Below are 15,921 nucleotides of genomic sequence, written 5' to 3'. Positions count from 1 at the left end.
AAGGGTCTTGGTCTGCTTTTTTGGATCGCTTAGCGCTGCAATTGCGCCCGTTTCGGCAAAAGATCGTGGCCGACGACATCTGCGTACGTCTCGCGTTTTACTACCAGCTCGGCTTCTCCCTCTTTGACGAACACAACAGCAGGACGAGCGATGCGGTTGTAGTTGTTGGACATGGAATATCCGTATGCGCCCGTGCTGGTTACGGCCAAAATGTCGCCAGCCGCAGCAGGAGGAAGCTTCACGTCCCAGATCAGCATATCGCCAGACTCACAGCATTTTCCGGCGATGGAGACGACTTCCGTAGCACTCTCGTTCATTTTGTTGGCAATCGCCGCTTCGTATTGCGCGTTGTACAGCGCCGGACGCAAGTTGTCCGTCATTCCGCCGTCAACGGCAACGTATTTGCGCACATTCGGAATTTCTTTATGCGAACCGATTCGGTACAAAGTGGTGCCTGCATCTCCGACAATGCTGCGGCCCGGCTCGATCCACAGCTCAGGCAGCGGGATTTCACGCGCTGTCAGCTCCTCGCGCACGAGATCGGTAATCGCCTTGATGTACGTCTCGGCTGGCTGTGGCGTATCGCCCTCTACGTAGCGGATTCCGAAGCCGCCGCCGACATTCAGTACCTCTGGAAGGAAGCCATGCTTGTCTTTTGCGTCACCAAGCAACTCAGTCAACCGCTTCACCGCAACGAGGAAACCGTCTGTCTCAAAAATTTGCGAGCCGATATGGCTATGAACGCCCAATAAGTGCAGATGATTGCTCTCGTGTGCATAGCGGATCGCTTCCAGAGCTTGCCCGTTTTGCACATCGAAGCCGAATTTCGAGTCGATTTGCCCGGTGGAAATATATTCGTGCGTATGAGCTTCTACGCCAGGCGTTACGCGCAAGAGGACGGCAACCTTTTCGCCGCGCTCCTTCGCAACTTCTGCCAGCGTGTGCAGCTCATAAAAGTTGTCTACCACAAAACAGCCGATCTTCGCATCCAACGCCATGTTGATTTCGTCCAGCGACTTGTTGTTGCCGTGGAAGTGAATGCGGTCAGCAGGAAAGCCCGCTTGCAAGGCTGTGTACAGCTCCCCGCCCGATACGACGTCGAGCGAAAGCCCTTCCTCCTCGATCAGCTTGCACATCGCCATCGTACAGAAAGCTTTGCTTGCGTAAGCTACCTGAAAAGAGAATCCCGTCTGGCTGAACGCCTCCACAAAGCTGCGGCATTTCGCGCGAATTTGCGCCTCGTCATAGACGTACAGCGGTGTTCCGTACGTAGCCGCCAGACTTGTTGTGTCACAGCCCCCGATTTCAAGATGCCCCTGCTCGTTTACTCGACTTGTCCCGTGTAAAAACATATTTGGCTCCTCCCAGTCTGATCACGCCGATCCTAATAGCCCAGATCCTATAGAGAAAGGCAACCGACAAAAAGCGTCAGTTGCCAAACATAACAAGCATCGTAAGGCTTCCCCATTCAATGTACTACAAGGCTGTGCGTTTGACAATGGGTGTTGGCATCCGTTTTCAGAATATTATTGCCGCGAGGAATTTTGGGAGCGAACGATGCTGGGCCGATTATTTTTGCTAGGAACGGCAAGCCGGACGACCACATCCTTCATCGCCTTGTAGTTGAAAGGAATGAACGGCCACAAATACGGCGTGTTGAGAGAACGCGTCGCAGCGAGTCCGACCAGCACAGCCAAAAAGCCGATCATCAAGCCAGGTGTGGAGAAGAAGCCCACCATCAGAATCAAAAAGATGCGGACGAGCCGATTCGCCAGTCCCAACTCATAGCTAGGCGTCGCAAACATCCCGATGGCCGCCACGGCCAGATAGAGAATGACTTCGGGCGCAAACAGTCCGACCTTGATCGCAACGTCACCGACCAGAATCGCAGCTAACAGGCCCATGGCCACTGACAGCGGCGCAGGCGTATGAATCGCCGCCATCCGCATGAGATCAAGTCCCACCTCTGCGAGCAGAAACTGCACCAGCAGCGGGATACTGCCCTTGTCCTTCATTCCGATAAAATCAAGCTGCTCCGGAATCATCGATGGGTGCATCACCATGAGCAGCCAGATTGGCAGGACGAAGACGGAAGCGAAAATCCCGAAAAAGCGCACCCACCGCAAGTAGGCACCGACCACAGGGGTTTGCCGATACTCCTCCGCGTGCTGAACGTGATGAAAGTAAGTCGCTGGTGTAATCATTACGCTCGGAGACGTATCCACATAGATCAGGACGTGCCCCTCCAAAAGGTGGACAGCGGCTACGTCTGGCCGTTCCGTGTAGCGAACGAGCGGAAACGGATTCAACGTTTTTCCGATAATAAACTCCTCAATCGTCTTTTCCGCCATCGGAATCCCGTCGATCTGGATATTTTGCAGCCGTTCTTTCAACTCATCGACAAGCTGCGGGTTCGCCACATCTTGCAAATAGGCGACCGCTACATCCGTTTTGGTGCGCTCCCCCACTTGCATGATTTCAAACCGCAATCGCTCGTCGCGGATTCTTCTGCGCGTCAAAACCGTGTTGATGACAAGCGTCTCCGTGAAACCGTCATGCGCCCCGCGCACGATCCGCTCGGTGTCTGGCTCTTGCGGGGAACGCGTCGGCAAAATTTTCGTATCCATGATGATCGCGTGATTCGAGCGATCGAGGATCAGGCCAACTTGCCCGACGAGCAGCTTGTCCATAAATTCGTCTGTCGTATCGACCTTGGCAAGCTGGTAGAAAGGAATGAATTTGTAAAACAGCGTTTCAAACAGGCTATCTGTGATGTCCCGGCCGCGCAAGTCGTTGATTTCGCGCATGATTTGCGAGACGAGCATACTCTCGGCAAAACCGTTTATGTAGTACATGAGCAGCTTCGTATTGCCCACAAAAAATTCGTGAACTCCGATGTCGAAGCTTTTTCCTACGCCAAGCCTGTCGTTCAAATACTCCTTGTTTTCCTCAATCCGCTCTGAGATCGGCCGTCTTTTCTCTGTGACTGTCGTCATAGGCGCCGCTCCTTTCCATGATCCACTGCACTGCTCTCTTGGTGATCGGGCAGCCATTTTGCAAGCTGTCACGGCCGTCCATTTTCCCGATGTCTCCGATTCCGATGACATTCGGCAGCTTCAACGTGTTCAAAATGTCAACAGTATCGCCGTAAATGCGATGCTGGAGCTGCTCGTCCGCATATCCGTCCTTATCCACCGCTTCTTCTACGATCTGTCCCTGGTTGTCGACTGAATAGGCCACAGTCGCTCCATGAACCCATTTCGTATTGGAAGCAACGGCAATGACGCCGATTACTTCAATGTCAGGATGCAAAGCGACGTACTCAATCGCCCGCTCCCCGCGCCCTTTGCCGTAATCGCCGTTGTCATCAAACATGACGATGACCGGATCATGCGGAGTCATTTTGATCAGCTCTACCACCTGTTCGCCCCTTACAGGAGTCGGGTTTCCGGCCGAAAGCGAGATGCATCTGCCTCCCAGCTCTCGCGCGACGCTTTCTACAGCTTTTTGTGCGATATGATCGCCATCTGTTACCAAAATGACCTTGCGCCGCATTTGCTCCATCGTTTGCTCACCGCCTCTGCTCGCCTAGACGTCAGCCTTTTGGTTTGAAGACGAGTGAAGCCAGAAAACCGAACGCAATCGCCGCTGATATCCCTGCACTGGTGACCTCGAAAATGCCGGTAGTCACCCCGATCAGGCCATGTTGTTCCGCCTCGCTGATCGCTCCGTGATACAGCGCATGGCCGAAGCTCGTGATCGGCACCGTAGCACCCGCTCCGGCGAAGTCGATGAATTTGTCGTAAACGCCAACAAAATCAAGCACGACACCTGCAACAACCAACGTACTCATGACATGGGCTGGCGTGAGCTTGCCGACGTCGAGCAAAAGCTGTCCGACGACGCATACAAGCCCGCCCACGACAAAAGCAATCACATATTCCATCATTGTCCTCCTTCGAGCGCGACCGCGTGCGCGATGCACGGAATCGAATTGCCTTGCTGGGTGCTGACCGGGCTTAACAGCGCGCCTGTCGCGCATACGAGCACTTTTTTCAGCAACCCGCGGTTCAGCTGATCCACAATATGGCTGTAGGTCACGACTGCGCTGCTTGCACAGCCGCTGCCGCCAGCGAACACATCCTGATCGGGCGTGTAGATCATCAGGCCGCAATCGTTGTACACCTGATCCATGTCGTAGCCTTCCGCCAGCATCAGCTCTTTTACGATCGGATAGCCGACCGATGCGAGATCGCCCGTCACGATCAAATCGTAGTCTTGCGGCTTTCTGCCCGTGTCCTGAAAATGAGCCAAAAAAGTCGAGACGGCTGCTGGCGCCATCGCTGAGCCCATATCCAGCGGGTCCTTGATTCCCATGTCCACTACTTTGCCCATCGTCGCATACGTGATGCGCGGTCCCGTCCCTCCGATGCCAACCAGCCCAGCCCCTGCGCCCGTGACCGTCCATTGCGCCGTGGGCGGCTTTTGTCCGCCGTATTCCGTCGGATAGCGGTATTGGCGCTCGGCTGTGGCGTTGTGGCTGCTGCAAGCGGCAATCGCTCTGTTGGCATATCCGGCATTCACCAGAGCGGCAGCCGTAGCCAAAGTGAGCATGGACGTCGAGCACGCCCCGTACATGCCCAGAAGCGGGATCTCCAGCTTTTCGGCAGTGAAATTGGTCGTGATGTTTTGATTCAGCAAATCGCCCGCCAAAATGGCATCGACTTCGCTGCCCGCGATCCCCGCTTTTTTCAGCGCAGCCGAAACAGCGTCCTCCAGCAGCTGCCGCTCGGCGTTCTCCCACGTATTCTGCCCGGCGTACATGTCGTCGTGAATGACGTCAAACAAAGAGGCGAGCGGTCCTTCCCCTTCCTTGGGGCCGACAGCTACCGCCGAGCTTTGCAAGCGGACATTCTGGTCGAAGTGCCAGGTTTGGCGGCTCACCCGTTTCAGATGTGGATTGCTCGACACAGCCAGCCCTCCCGTCTTAGAAAAACATGTTGATCAAGCTTTTTAAAATGCCTGCGACAAAGGCTGCCACTACCCCAAACACAATGACCGAGCCTGCCAGCTTGAACATGTTGCCGCCCACTCCGAGGACAAGTCCTTCGCTGCGATGCTCGATGGCAGCCGAAGCGATGGAGTTGGCAAACCCTGTTACCGGAACAGCCGAGCCTGCCCCGGCATACTGGCCGATGTTGTCATAGACGCCAAGCCCCGTCAGCAAAACCGATAAAAAGATCAGCGTGGCAACCGTCGGATTGCTCGCCGTCTTCTCTGTAAAGCCGAAGAAATGGATGTACATGTTTTGTACGGCCTGTCCGAGAAGGCAGATCGTACCTCCTACCCAAAACGCCCGCAACGAGTTCAGGAGGACATTACGCTTGGGCTGAAATTTGGAAGCCTGCTGTTGGTATAGCTGCTTCGTCATCTGCAACGATCCAGCCGGCTTCGATTTCGTTTTGGTTGCCATGCCCTTTCACTCCTTTGTGAGTCCATATTTCCTGCGAGGTAAGACGTCTCATACCTCTATCTTTCCTTTTTCAAACTTTGCCTATGAATAGCGGTATTTACCAATTCACAGATGCAACAGCCATTGCAAGAGCGATCCGGTCACTTTGCCAAACACGACTGCCATCAACAGAAACAACAGGCTGCCGTCCATGCTGAGCCGTTTTGCCAGGATCGGAAAGACGTTCAGCACTTCCGTCAGTCCGGCTGCCAATGTCCCGACGAAGATTCCCGCAAACAGGCCGTAAACAGCCGTAACCACATTCGGCCAATGAGCACCGAGATGAAAAAAGTCGATCAACGTAAAAAAAAGCGCCCCCATCACCAAGGCCCATTCGAAAGCGCGGATGTGACGGTGAGCATTGGTCAGTTGCGTCAGCCTCGGAATAATGTCCAGCACGGCGATGAAAGCGACAAGCCCGCTCCCGACCGCAAGCCCGCCCCCTAGTCCAATCAAGACCAGCAAACCGCATTCCCATATACTCATAGCTTCGTCCGCTGGTTTTCTTTATTCTCGTTTTGAATGTAGTATTGATCGAGGCTTTGCTGGTACATGAACAGCTCCACTTCCAGGGGGCTTGGTTCTTCGTTGATTTTTTTCTGGAAAATGTGATTGAAAAACAGGATCATCCCCATGCCGATCCCGATGGAGTACGGGATTTGCAACCAGAGCGGCTGCTCGCTTCGCTCTCCTGTGATCAAATAAAAAATGCGTTCGTGCACCTCGCGCATGCTGACATCGGTGTGAAAGTTCATGATCGCAAGGCCAGAGCCGATAAACAAAAGCACCCAGACGAGAGCGACCAGGACCGGATTTGCTTTTTTGCGCGGATTCAACACTTCCACGATAATTTGCGGCGAGCCTTGAATCTCCAGCTCCACCTCCGGGTAGACGGAACGAACACGCTGGATCACTTGCATAATATCGATGACGATCAAATTCCCGTCTGTCGGCTTTACTTGATAAATCGGCATTCGCTTCAACGCTTCCTCGCGTTCCCCGTCCCAAAAAAGCTGGCAAATATCGCCCAAGGCAATCATCGCTTCCGGCTTGACGGCCAACCGCTTTCTCAGACGAAGAAACAGCGCGTCTTTCATGAAATCTCCTCCCTGCTACGAGCTACTCATTTATCCGGTAGTATGTACCCGCAGCCAAAACGCATACCCGAAAAGGTATCGCTGAAAGAGCAAAGCACCGCACTGCCCGCATGAATACATGAAAAAACACCCAGGCGCGTTGGCTTGAGTGTTTTCGCACGTACATTCATTCATGCTATCAGTGTTCAATCTGATCCTTGATCGTTTGCAAAATGCGCTTTTCCAGACGCGAAACCTGGACTTGCGAGATTCCGAGCCGCTCTGCGACTTCGGATTGGGTCTGATCCTTGTAGTAGCGCAAGTACACAATGAGCTGCTCACGCTCGCTCAACCGACTGATCGCGTCTTTGAGCGCAATTTTTTCAAACCACTTGTTTACGCCCTCATCGGCGATCTGGTCGATCAGTGTAATCGGATCTCCGTCATTCTCAAAAACCGTCTCATGAATCGAGGAAGGCGCCCGATTCGCCTCCTGGGCAAACACGACTTCCTCCGGTGTGATCCCCACGGCTTCGGCTACCTCCGCGATCGTGGGTGCACGGCCAAATTGCTTGTACAGCTCATCCTTTGTTCGTCGTACCTTGTTCGCGGTCTCTTTGAGCGATCGACTTACCTTGACTGTCCCGTCATCACGCAAGAACCGTTGAATCTCTCCAATAATCATCGGCACCGCATACGTCGAAAAGCGCACGTCATAGGATAGGTCAAATTTATCTACGGCTTTCAAGAGGCCAATACACCCAATTTGAAACAAATCATCCGCTTCGTATCCACGGTTGATAAAACGCTGGACGACGGACCAGACCAGCCGGATATTGCTGTTCACAAGAAGCTCACGCGCATCGGTATCTCCAGCCTGGCTTTTGGCGATTAGCTCTTTCACTTGGTCATTGGTCAGAAATGGTTGACTCGCATTTTTGATATCGGCACCCATTGGCACTACCCCTAATTTTGCAAGGCTTTGGCAAACGACAGGCGTTTGGTCAAACGAACGGTTGTCCCTTTACCAACAGCCGTCGCGACTTCCAAAGAATCCATGAAATTCTCCATAATGGTAAAGCCCATACCCGAACGTTCCAGCTCAGGCTTGGTCGTATACAACGGCTGCATCGCCTGCTCCACATCCTCAATTCCTTTTCCGTTGTCTTCCACGACCAGATCAATGGCTCCCTCTTCGATCCGCACAGAAATATGTACGACCCCTTCCGGATTTTCGTCATAGCCGTGAATGATCGCATTGGTGACGGCTTCCGATACGACCGTCTTGATTTCCTCCAGCTCATCCATCGTGATATCGAGCTGCGAGATAAAGGAGGCGACAGCAATTCGTGCGAACGCCTCGTTTTGGCTCATTGCAGCAAATGATACGGACATAAAATTGCGCTGTACCTTCACTTACGCCACCCCCAGAACAAGCAGTGCATCTGCTTCATTTTCGCGGAACTTGATTACCTTGAACAGGCCAGACATTTCAAAGATCCGGTAAATGGTCGGGTTGATTGAGCACACGTACATTTCACCCGAACGGGCAGATATTTGCTTGTAGCGTCCCAAAATCACGCCGATACCGGAGCTGTCCATAAAGGCCAAATCAGCCAGGCTCAGCACGATATGACGAATGTTGGGGGTGCGCAAAAGTTCATCCACTTTGCTCCGCAGCTCTTCCGCTGTATGATGGTCCAGCTCTCCTTGCAGGCGGATCACCAGCACGTCTTGCCGGGTCTCCATCGCAATCCGCAAACTCATGGCTGACTCACTCCTTCTCCCTTGAATAAACCTCTCTTTCTGCTTCGGACAAACCAATTCCTGCCAGGCGACAAAAGAACAAAAAAATCGAGCAGCCGCGCCATCGCATTCGAGGCAACTCGATTCTTTTCGCGCTTTGTTGTCGTGTGTCAGTAGCTGATCAAAACACTCTTGGTTGTCCGCTTGAGAATCTCCCACATGTTTGCCTTATTCACTTGTTGCTCAGGCATCAGATCAATCCTGTTCACTTCGCGGCCGTCTTTTGTACGAATAAAAATGTGGCCGACGACCTGGTCTTTGGAAACCGGAGCGTTGACAGCAGGATTCATGACGATTTCTTTCGTGTACGTGTCCGCTGATTCTCCTTTTTTCATCAGCAAACTGACAGCGTGCGGCGTGACCACATTAATCTGTGGCACTTGCCCTTTGTCCACGGTGAGCGATTGAACCGCCTGGCCTTTTTTGTACATCGGCATCACCTGAAAATGGGTGAAAGCGTAATTGAACATGGTCGAAACTTCGTTGTTGCGCGTTTTGACATCCGGCTCGCCCATGACGACGGCAATGATCCGCATGTCGTTGCGCTTGGCCGTCGCGGTCAAACAATACTTGGCTTCGCCTGTATAGCCTGTTTTCAGGCCGTCTACGCCTTCGTAAAAGCGGACAAGCCGATTCGTATTGACCAGCCAGAAAGGACTTGCCGAATCCTTGCGCAAGTAATCCTGGTACGTGCCTGTAAACTTCGTGATCCCATCGTGCTTCAAAAGCTCGCGCGACATGATCGCGATATCGGCCGCAGAAGAGTAGTGATTTTCCGCAGGCAAGCCGTTGGAGTTGACAAAGTGCGTGTTTTTCATCCCTAGTTGTTTGGCCCGCTCGTTCATGCGGTTCACAAAGCCCTCTTCCGTTCCGCCCAGATGCTCAGCCATCGCTACCGAGGCGTCGTTTCCGGAAGCGATCGCAATTCCTTTGATCATGTCTTCCACGGTCATTTCTTCGCCCGGTTGCAAAAAGATTTGCGATCCTCCCATCGAAGCCGCCCGTTCGCTGGCCCTGACCTTATCTGTAAATTTAAGCTCTCCCCGCTCCACCGCCTCCATAATCAAGAGCATCGTCATCACCTTGGTGATGCTGGCGGGTGGCATTTTTTCATTCGCATTTTTTTCGTACAAAACCGTTCCTGTATCTGCTTCGATCATAATGGCAGACGAGGCATGCGGGGCAAAATTCATCTCCCCTTGTTGCGGAGCCGCTTTTTCTTTTGCCAAAGCACCCATCGGAGAAAAGATGGTTACAAGCATGATGAAGCAAGAAGCCAAGTATCCTATCCGTTTCATAGCAGTCTCTTCCCTCCATTCATGGTTTTATTCTCACCCAGGGGGAAGGAAAATATTCACAAGAAAAAACCCTTCCACATTTCGCAGAAGGGTTTCGTTTTAGATCACAAACCGGCTGACGTTCTCGGTCAAGTCGTCTGCCATCTTTTTCAGTTGTTCCACATTTTCATTGATGCGTGCAATCGAATTGAGCTGTTCGTCGACCGTCTCGACGACGCCTGAGATCGAATCGCTGATCTCATCCGACATGCTTGCCAGACGTTGCATCGAGTTGGTGACCACCTGATTGCCCGCAGCCATTTCCTCGGATGTTGCCGTCATCGATTCGCTCTGCTCGGCAGCCGATTGAATCTCGGCTACAATGTTTTGGAAGGTCGTACCCACAGACTCGACAGACTTCAGTCCGCCGCCGACCATGGTGACGATTTCGTCCATGTGCTTGCTCATGTCCATCGCTTCGTCGTTAATCGAATGGGCAATCGCCGCAATCCGCTCGGAGAAAGAACTGCTCTCCTCGGCCAGCTTGCGCACTTCGCTCGCTACGACAGAGAAGCCGCGTCCGGCATCGCCAGCGCGTGCAGCTTCAATCGCCGCGTTCAACGCCAGCAAATTGGTCTGCGATGCGATACTCGTAATCATTTCGACAATGCTGGTAATCTCGCGCGCACGCTCGCGCAAACTGTGCATCTGCGTAGCGGTACGCTCTACCTCGTCTGTCGCCTTGCGAACGGTATCGATTACGTTTTCCACCAGCTGCATACCGCCCTGGGCACGCTCAAACGTCCGTGTCGTCGCAATAGACGTCGACTCCGCTGCAATCGCTACCTGCTCAACCCCTTGCGAAATCTCGGAGACGGTCGTTGCCGTCGCCTGCACTTCGTTGGTTTGAGTGGACACGCGCTGCGCGATCGTCGAGATGTTATCCGTAATGACGCTGATTGCCCCTTTGTTGTCCTGGGCAAACTGCGTCAGTTCGTCAGTCGCCACGTTCAACTGGGTTGCTTGTCCTTGTACAAGCGCAATCAGCTTGCGCAACTCGGCAGCCATCTCATTCATTTTGCGGCCGACCATCGCCAGCTCGTCATTGCCGTTTACTTTGACATGAACATCGAAGTGACCGGAGCCGATGCGATCCATGTCTCTTGCAATCGCAAACAGCGAGAGGCGAATCCGCTTGGCGAACCACCAGATTGCCCATACAGACAAGCCGATAATCGGCAGGCTGAACAGGACAAAGTACAGCCACATTCCGTTTACTTCCCCGTATACTTCATCGCTGCCTGTCGACAGGACGATATTCCACTTCAACAGTTGAATCGGTGCAAAAGCTGCAAAGGAGCCTTTGCCGTGATCGGAATACAACAAGCTGTTGCTTGTATCGTGCTTCATCAGTTCGAGCATTTCTGCGTAGTCTGCTTGTCCCGCCAAAACAAGCTTGTTGTTGTTTTGCGGGTTTTGGTGCGCCACAACCAGACCATCCTGGCGAACAACAAAAGCGTAGCCATTTTGCATGAAGGAGATTTCAGGGATTTTCTGGATCATTTGATCGATCGTGAATCCGACAATAAACAAGCGGCTCTTGTCGCTGTTTTTCTCTCCTACAGGTGTCGCAATATAAAGAAAACTTTTATTAATGCCTTCAGCGATTTCCTCGTCAGAAATGACCGTTTTCCCGGTACTCATGACCCTTTGGAAATACTGCTTTTGCTTGAAGTCGATTTCGTTTTTCCCGGTCAACGAGTAGAGCGATTTCCCGGTATTGCTGTCTACTAAGTAAATTTTGGAGATTTCCTTATGGGATTGACGCATGAGCGTGAACTGCTCCATGATCAGCGGCTCCAGCTCTGTCATCATCACGCGCTTGGATGCTGTCGATTCGCTCGTTTTGACGATCGTCTGTATCCAGTCTTCCATGCTGGCTGCGTGCTGCTCAGCCAACATTTTTGCTTGCTTGGATGTAATGGAGAACAAAGTTGATTTGGAGAAAGAAAGCGCTATGTATTGCAAAGAACCAATAATGATAAGTACAAGAATCAGGCCAAAGACTATCATCTTTGTTGCCAGGGAGCCGCGCAGTTTTTCCGTTGCGAGCAGGCTCTTGATGTTTACTTTACCTGAAAGCGAGAATCCAGCCCCTTTCTTTTTCCATTTCGGCGACAAAAATCGGCTCATGATGCTGCCCCCTTTTCATACCCTACATTTTACCAGTAATGGTGTTGAAAAAAAATACCCCTGAGAAAGCTATCAAGGGTACTTATACCCCGTTTTCCAAGTGGTAAAACCTCCATTTATGAAAGGGAAGCGAGTCCCGGTCAGACTCAACCGAGAGCTCGCTTTCTTCATGAAAGGACTAGTTGTACAAATGACAAGCAGCGAAGTGTCCTGGCTCGACTTCCTTCCATACTGGCACAGAAGCAGCGCATTCCGGCATTGCTTTCGGGCAACGCGTGCGGAAATGGCAACCGCTTGGCGGGTTCATTGGGCTTGGCACGTCGCCTTGCAGGACGATGCGCTCACGGTTGCGCTCGATCTCTGGGTCTGGAATCGGAATTGCAGACAGCAGAGCTTGCGTATACGGATGAAGCGGCTTTTCATACAAAGCATCACTTTCAGCCAATTCAACCATTTTACCCAGGTACATAACGGCTACACGGTCCGAAATGTATTTTACCATCGACAGGTCATGGGCGATGAACATGTATGTCAGGCCCATTTTTTCCTGAAGCTGCTCAAGCAAGTTGACAACCTGCGCCTGAACGGATACGTCCAGCGCGGAAATCGGCTCGTCACAAACGATGAATTTCGGTTCTACTGCCAGCGCACGGGCAATCCCGATCCGCTGACGCTGACCACCGGAAAATTCATGTGGAAAACGGTTCATATGCTCAGGGTTCAAGCTAACCAAAGAGAGCAGCTCTTGGATGCGCTCTTTGCGCTTTTGCCCGGATGCCAGATTGTGAATGTCCAGCGCTTCGCCGATGATGTCTCCAACCGTCATACGCGGGTTCAAGGAAGCGTACGGGTCTTGGAAAATCATTTGCATGTTTCGGCGCATCGCCTTCATTTCCTGATGATTCAAATTCATGATGCTTTTGCCTTCAAAGAGGACGTCCCCGCCAGTCGCGTCATATAGACGCAAAATCGTACGACCCGCGGTGGACTTCCCACAGCCTGATTCTCCTACAACGCCGAGAGTTTCTCCCCGTTTAATTTCAAACGAGATATCATTCACAGCTTTCAGAGTATTATCTCCAATGGAAAAGAACTTTTTCAAGTTGCGTACTTCAATGAGTGTATCGCGGTTATCCACTGTTTACCCTCCTCCTACGATCCTGCGTGGTTCTGAGCGAGCGGATGCTGCAACCAGCAAGCTGCTCGTTGGGTCGTGCTGATTTCGTTCAACTCAGGATCGATCTCCTGGCAAACACGCATAGCCGATTCGCAGCGAGCGGTAAAACCACAGCCCACTGGCGGACGCAGAAGATCCGGTGGTGTTCCGAAAATCGGCGTCAGCGGCTCGTCGCGGTTCAAGTCCAGGCGCGGTACAGAGCGCAGCAGACCTTTTGTATACGGGTGTTGCGGATTGTAGAAGATGTCATCTACCGTTCCGGTTTCAATCACTTTCCCCGCATACATAACGATAACGCGGTCACACATCTCGGCAACGACACCCAAGTCATGTGTAATGAGGATAATGGAGGTACCCGTTTTCTTTTGGAGATCTTTCATCAAATCCAAAATCTGAGCCTGAATAGTTACATCCAAAGCTGTTGTCGGCTCATCTGCTATCAACAGCTTGGGCGAACAGGCGAGGGAAATAGCGATCATCGCCCGTTGGCGCATACCGCCGGAAAACTCGTGTGGATATTGCTCCACACGTTTTTCCGGTTGCGGAATGCCAACCATGGTCAACAGTTCAATCGCACGATCACGAGCAGCTGCGCGGCTCATGTTTTGGTGCTTGATCAAACCTTCTGTGATTTGGTTCCCGATGGTCATCGTTGGGTTCAACGATGTCATCGGGTCTTGGAAGATCATCCCGATATCTTTCCCGCGGATGGATTCCATTTCTTTATTGGACTTTTTGACGATATTCTCTCCATTGAAGAGGATTTCGCCTTTTTTTATATCGCCTGGCGGCATCGGGATCAGCTTCATGAGGGTTTGAGCGGTTACGGATTTACCGCAACCGGACTCCCCTACAATCGCTACTGCTTCCCCGCGATTTACGTGAAAATTAACGCCTCGTACTGCTTTCACTTCACCTGCATACGTATGGAAGGAAACATGCAGGTCTTTTACTTCGAGAATGCGTTCCATAACGATGATCCCTCCTATTTACGCAGGCGTGGGTCTACTGCATCGCGCAGACCGTCACCAAACAAGTTGAATGCCAAGATGGTCACGGAGATGAAAATGGCCGGGAACATCAGACGCCACGGATAGTACTTCATGGCAGGCAAGCCTTCAGAGGACATGGTTCCCCACGACGCAACCGGCGCCGCTACCCCCAGACCGATAAAGGACAGGAAGGACTCTGCGAAAATCGCAGAAGGTACAGTCAAGCTCAGTGTAACGATGATTGGACCCAAAGCGTTTGGAATCAAGTGTTTGAAGATCAGGCGACCGCTGTCAGCACCAAGGGAGCGAGCTGCCAGGACGAACTCCTGTGATTTGAGCTGCAAAATCTGCCCGCGCACAATCCGGGCCATCCCAATCCACCCCGTTATCGTCAAGGCGATAATAATCGTTCCGACCCCCGGGGATAAGACGACCATCAGCAAAATAACAACGAGCAAGTAAGGAATAGCGAACAAAATATCAGCGAAACGCATCATCAATTCATCTACTTTTCCGCCGTAGAAACCAGCGATACCGCCCCAGATTACACCAATGATCAAGTCGATGAAGGCAGCAGCAAGACCAACCTCCAAGGAAATACGAGCACCATACCAGATACGGACAAACATGTCGCGACCGAGGTCATCGGTACCAAACCAGTGTTCAGCAGACGGCTTTTTGTTTTTGCCAGCCAGGTCTGTAGTGAAATAGTCATTGGAAGACACCATCGGGATGACGATTGCACATACCATCAGTGCAACGATAAAAATCAGGGAAGCCATAGCAACTTTATTCATTTTCAAGCGACGCCATACATCCGCCCAGAAAGAAAGGCTAGGACGCTTGATCGCTTCAGCTTGACGAAGATCGACTGAAACCGGTTGAAAATGCTCTTTAGTCAATTGCTGCATGTTCACATTACTCCTTTCCTGCGTCTGCCAGTTTAATTCGTGGGTCTACCAAGGTATACGCCATGTCTACGATCAGAATCATCACAACGAGGATGATGGAGTAGAAGACCGTTGTCCCCATGATAACCGTGTAGTCACGGTTAGTGATAGACAGTACGAACTCACGACCCAGACCAGGAACACCAAAGATACGCTCGATAACGAATGCACCAGTCAAGATGTTGGCAATCAGTGGACCGAGGTAAGTAATAACAGGCAGCAAGGCGTTACGAATAGCGTGCTTCACTGTGATAGTGAAAGTGTGAAGACCTTTCGCTTTTGCTGTTTTGATGTAGTCTTGTCCAAGAACTTCAATCATATTGGAACGCGTCAAGCGGGCGATAAAGGCCATTGGCGACGCGGCGAGTGCGAGAGATGGCAAAATCGTGTACTCGAAACCTTCCCATTTTGCGATAGGCAGAAGGCCCCATTGAATCGCGAAGAAATACTGATAAAATGATGCCAAGATGAATCCTGGAACGGATAGCCCCAAAACCGCTATCACCATGGCGGAGTAGTCTTGCCACTTGTTATGCTTCAGTGCGGCAATTACCCCAAGGATGATACCCCCGAAGATTGCAAGAAGCAGTGCTTGTGCGCCCAAGTGAGCAGATACAGGGAAACCACGATTGATCATTTCGTTTACAGTAGAAGATTTTTCTGTGAACGATGGGCCAAGATCCCAAGTAACGACACCCTTCAAATATTCGAGATATTGCTCATGCATTGGCAAATTGAGTTTGTATTTAGCCTCAAGAGCTGCTTTGATCTCATCCGGAACGTTTTTCTCTGATGTAAATGGTCCACCCGGTACCGCTTTCATAATGAAGAAGGTGGCCGTTACAATCAGGAAGAGCGAGATGAGCATGAAGATGATGCGCTTACCAAGATAACGGATCAACTAACTTACCCCCTTGACAGATTTTGAATGCTTTCAC

At 51.7% G+C, this 15,921-nt stretch carries 17 protein-coding genes; all 17 read right to left on the bottom strand.

Going from position 1 to position 15,921, the window contains the following annotated elements; translation table 11 throughout:
* Positions 1–29 precede the first annotated feature (29 nt).
* Positions 30–1,352, bottom strand: a complete 1,323-nt coding sequence (gene lysA / locus NST23_RS11890; protein ID WP_173598782.1) for a diaminopimelate decarboxylase — start codon at positions 1,350–1,352, stop codon at positions 30–32.
* A gap of 174 nt (positions 1,353–1,526) precedes the next feature.
* Positions 1,527–2,996 (bottom strand): spore germination protein, encoded by a 1,470-nt coding sequence (locus NST23_RS11885; RefSeq protein WP_122963631.1) that lies wholly within the window; start codon positions 2,994–2,996, stop codon positions 1,527–1,529.
* Positions 2,950–3,564, bottom strand: coding sequence for a stage V sporulation protein AE (locus NST23_RS11880; protein ID WP_217021761.1), 615 nt, complete (start codon positions 3,562–3,564; stop codon positions 2,950–2,952). The genes NST23_RS11885 and NST23_RS11880 overlap by 47 nt, the downstream gene beginning before the upstream one ends.
* 31 nt (positions 3,565–3,595) lie before the next feature.
* Complete coding sequence (gene spoVAE / locus NST23_RS11875; protein WP_063226888.1) at positions 3,596–3,946, bottom strand: stage V sporulation protein AE; 351 nt, start codon at positions 3,944–3,946, stop codon at positions 3,596–3,598.
* Entirely contained in the window at positions 3,946–4,971 is a 1,026-nt protein-coding gene (gene spoVAD, locus NST23_RS11870; protein ID WP_122963633.1) for a stage V sporulation protein AD, read from the bottom strand. Before spoVAD ends, spoVAE begins: the two co-directional genes overlap by 1 nt.
* 16 nt (positions 4,972–4,987) lie before the next feature.
* Positions 4,988–5,473 carry a stage V sporulation protein AC gene (spoVAC, locus tag NST23_RS11865; RefSeq protein WP_122963634.1) on the bottom strand — a complete coding sequence of 162 codons (486 nt, stop codon included), beginning with the start codon at positions 5,471–5,473 and terminating at the stop codon, positions 4,988–4,990.
* A gap of 105 nt (positions 5,474–5,578) precedes the next feature.
* The gene (locus NST23_RS11860) at positions 5,579–5,998 is read right to left on the bottom strand and encodes a stage V sporulation protein AB (RefSeq protein WP_340963714.1); all 420 of its coding nucleotides are present in this window, start codon (positions 5,996–5,998) and stop codon (positions 5,579–5,581) included.
* The gene (locus tag NST23_RS11855; RefSeq protein WP_173598780.1) at positions 5,995–6,609 is read right to left on the bottom strand and encodes a stage V sporulation protein AA; all 615 of its coding nucleotides are present in this window, start codon (positions 6,607–6,609) and stop codon (positions 5,995–5,997) included. Before NST23_RS11855 ends, NST23_RS11860 begins: the two co-directional genes overlap by 4 nt.
* A gap of 178 nt (positions 6,610–6,787) precedes the next feature.
* The gene (gene sigF / locus NST23_RS11850; protein WP_063226883.1) at positions 6,788–7,543 is read right to left on the bottom strand and encodes an RNA polymerase sporulation sigma factor SigF; all 756 of its coding nucleotides are present in this window, start codon (positions 7,541–7,543) and stop codon (positions 6,788–6,790) included.
* Between the two features lie 11 nt (positions 7,544–7,554).
* Entirely contained in the window at positions 7,555–7,983 is a 429-nt protein-coding gene (spoIIAB, locus tag NST23_RS11845; protein WP_173595994.1) for an anti-sigma F factor, read from the bottom strand.
* 21 nt (positions 7,984–8,004) lie between these two features.
* Positions 8,005–8,355 (bottom strand): anti-sigma F factor antagonist, encoded by a 351-nt coding sequence (gene spoIIAA / locus NST23_RS11840; protein WP_063226881.1) that lies wholly within the window; start codon positions 8,353–8,355, stop codon positions 8,005–8,007.
* 149 nt (positions 8,356–8,504) lie between these two features.
* Positions 8,505–9,692 (bottom strand): D-alanyl-D-alanine carboxypeptidase family protein, encoded by a 1,188-nt coding sequence (locus NST23_RS11835; RefSeq protein ID WP_122965883.1) that lies wholly within the window; start codon positions 9,690–9,692, stop codon positions 8,505–8,507.
* Between the two features lie 99 nt (positions 9,693–9,791).
* Entirely contained in the window at positions 9,792–11,864 is a 2,073-nt protein-coding gene (locus NST23_RS11830) for a methyl-accepting chemotaxis protein (protein ID WP_122965882.1), read from the bottom strand.
* A gap of 178 nt (positions 11,865–12,042) precedes the next feature.
* On the bottom strand, positions 12,043–13,002 hold the full coding sequence (locus tag NST23_RS11825; protein ID WP_122965881.1) for an ABC transporter ATP-binding protein: 960 nt from the start codon (positions 13,000–13,002) through the stop codon (positions 12,043–12,045).
* A 14-nt stretch (positions 13,003–13,016) separates the two neighbouring features.
* Positions 13,017–14,012 (bottom strand): ABC transporter ATP-binding protein, encoded by a 996-nt coding sequence (locus NST23_RS11820; protein ID WP_063226877.1) that lies wholly within the window; start codon positions 14,010–14,012, stop codon positions 13,017–13,019.
* A 14-nt stretch (positions 14,013–14,026) separates the two neighbouring features.
* Complete coding sequence (locus tag NST23_RS11815) at positions 14,027–14,944, bottom strand: ABC transporter permease (RefSeq protein WP_122965880.1); 918 nt, start codon at positions 14,942–14,944, stop codon at positions 14,027–14,029.
* A gap of 7 nt (positions 14,945–14,951) precedes the next feature.
* Positions 14,952–15,884, bottom strand: a complete 933-nt coding sequence (locus NST23_RS11810) for an ABC transporter permease (protein WP_063226875.1) — start codon at positions 15,882–15,884, stop codon at positions 14,952–14,954.
* Positions 15,885–15,921 lie beyond the last annotated feature (37 nt).

It is taken from the genome of Brevibacillus sp. FSL K6-0770, assembly GCF_038000275.1.
GTDB classification, from domain to species: Bacteria; Bacillota; Bacilli; order Brevibacillales; family Brevibacillaceae; genus Brevibacillus; species Brevibacillus parabrevis.
The sequence above is the reverse complement of the archived record's forward strand: the minus strand, read 5'-3'. Positions and strand labels throughout refer to the sequence as shown.

Excerpts from the sequence above, each read along its gene's own strand:
- lysA (WP_173598782.1), bottom strand. The coding sequence starts at position 1,352 with ATGTTTTTACACGGGACAAGTCGAGTAAACGAGCAGGGGCATCTTGAA.
- NST23_RS11885 (WP_122963631.1), bottom strand. The coding sequence starts at position 2,996 with ATGACGACAGTCACAGAGAAAAGACGGCCGATCTCAGAGCGGATTGAG.
- NST23_RS11880 (WP_217021761.1), bottom strand. The coding sequence starts at position 3,564 with ATGGAGCAAATGCGGCGCAAGGTCATTTTGGTAACAGATGGCGATCAT.
- spoVAE (WP_063226888.1), bottom strand. The coding sequence starts at position 3,946 with ATGGAATATGTGATTGCTTTTGTCGTGGGCGGGCTTGTATGCGTCGTC.
- spoVAC (WP_122963634.1), bottom strand. The coding sequence starts at position 5,473 with ATGGCAACCAAAACGAAATCGAAGCCGGCTGGATCGTTGCAGATGACG.
- NST23_RS11860 (WP_340963714.1), bottom strand. The coding sequence starts at position 5,998 with ATGAGTATATGGGAATGCGGTTTGCTGGTCTTGATTGGACTAGGGGGC.
- NST23_RS11855 (WP_173598780.1), bottom strand. The coding sequence starts at position 6,609 with ATGAAAGACGCGCTGTTTCTTCGTCTGAGAAAGCGGTTGGCCGTCAAG.
- sigF (WP_063226883.1), bottom strand. The coding sequence starts at position 7,543 with ATGGGTGCCGATATCAAAAATGCGAGTCAACCATTTCTGACCAATGAC.
- spoIIAB (WP_173595994.1), bottom strand. The coding sequence starts at position 7,983 with ATGTCCGTATCATTTGCTGCAATGAGCCAAAACGAGGCGTTCGCACGA.
- spoIIAA (WP_063226881.1), bottom strand. The coding sequence starts at position 8,355 with ATGAGTTTGCGGATTGCGATGGAGACCCGGCAAGACGTGCTGGTGATC.
- NST23_RS11835 (WP_122965883.1), bottom strand. The coding sequence starts at position 9,692 with ATGAAACGGATAGGATACTTGGCTTCTTGCTTCATCATGCTTGTAACC.
- NST23_RS11830 (WP_122965882.1), bottom strand. The coding sequence starts at position 11,864 with ATGAGCCGATTTTTGTCGCCGAAATGGAAAAAGAAAGGGGCTGGATTC.
- NST23_RS11820 (WP_063226877.1), bottom strand. The coding sequence starts at position 14,012 with ATGGAACGCATTCTCGAAGTAAAAGACCTGCATGTTTCCTTCCATACG.
- NST23_RS11815 (WP_122965880.1), bottom strand. The coding sequence starts at position 14,944 with ATGCAGCAATTGACTAAAGAGCATTTTCAACCGGTTTCAGTCGATCTT.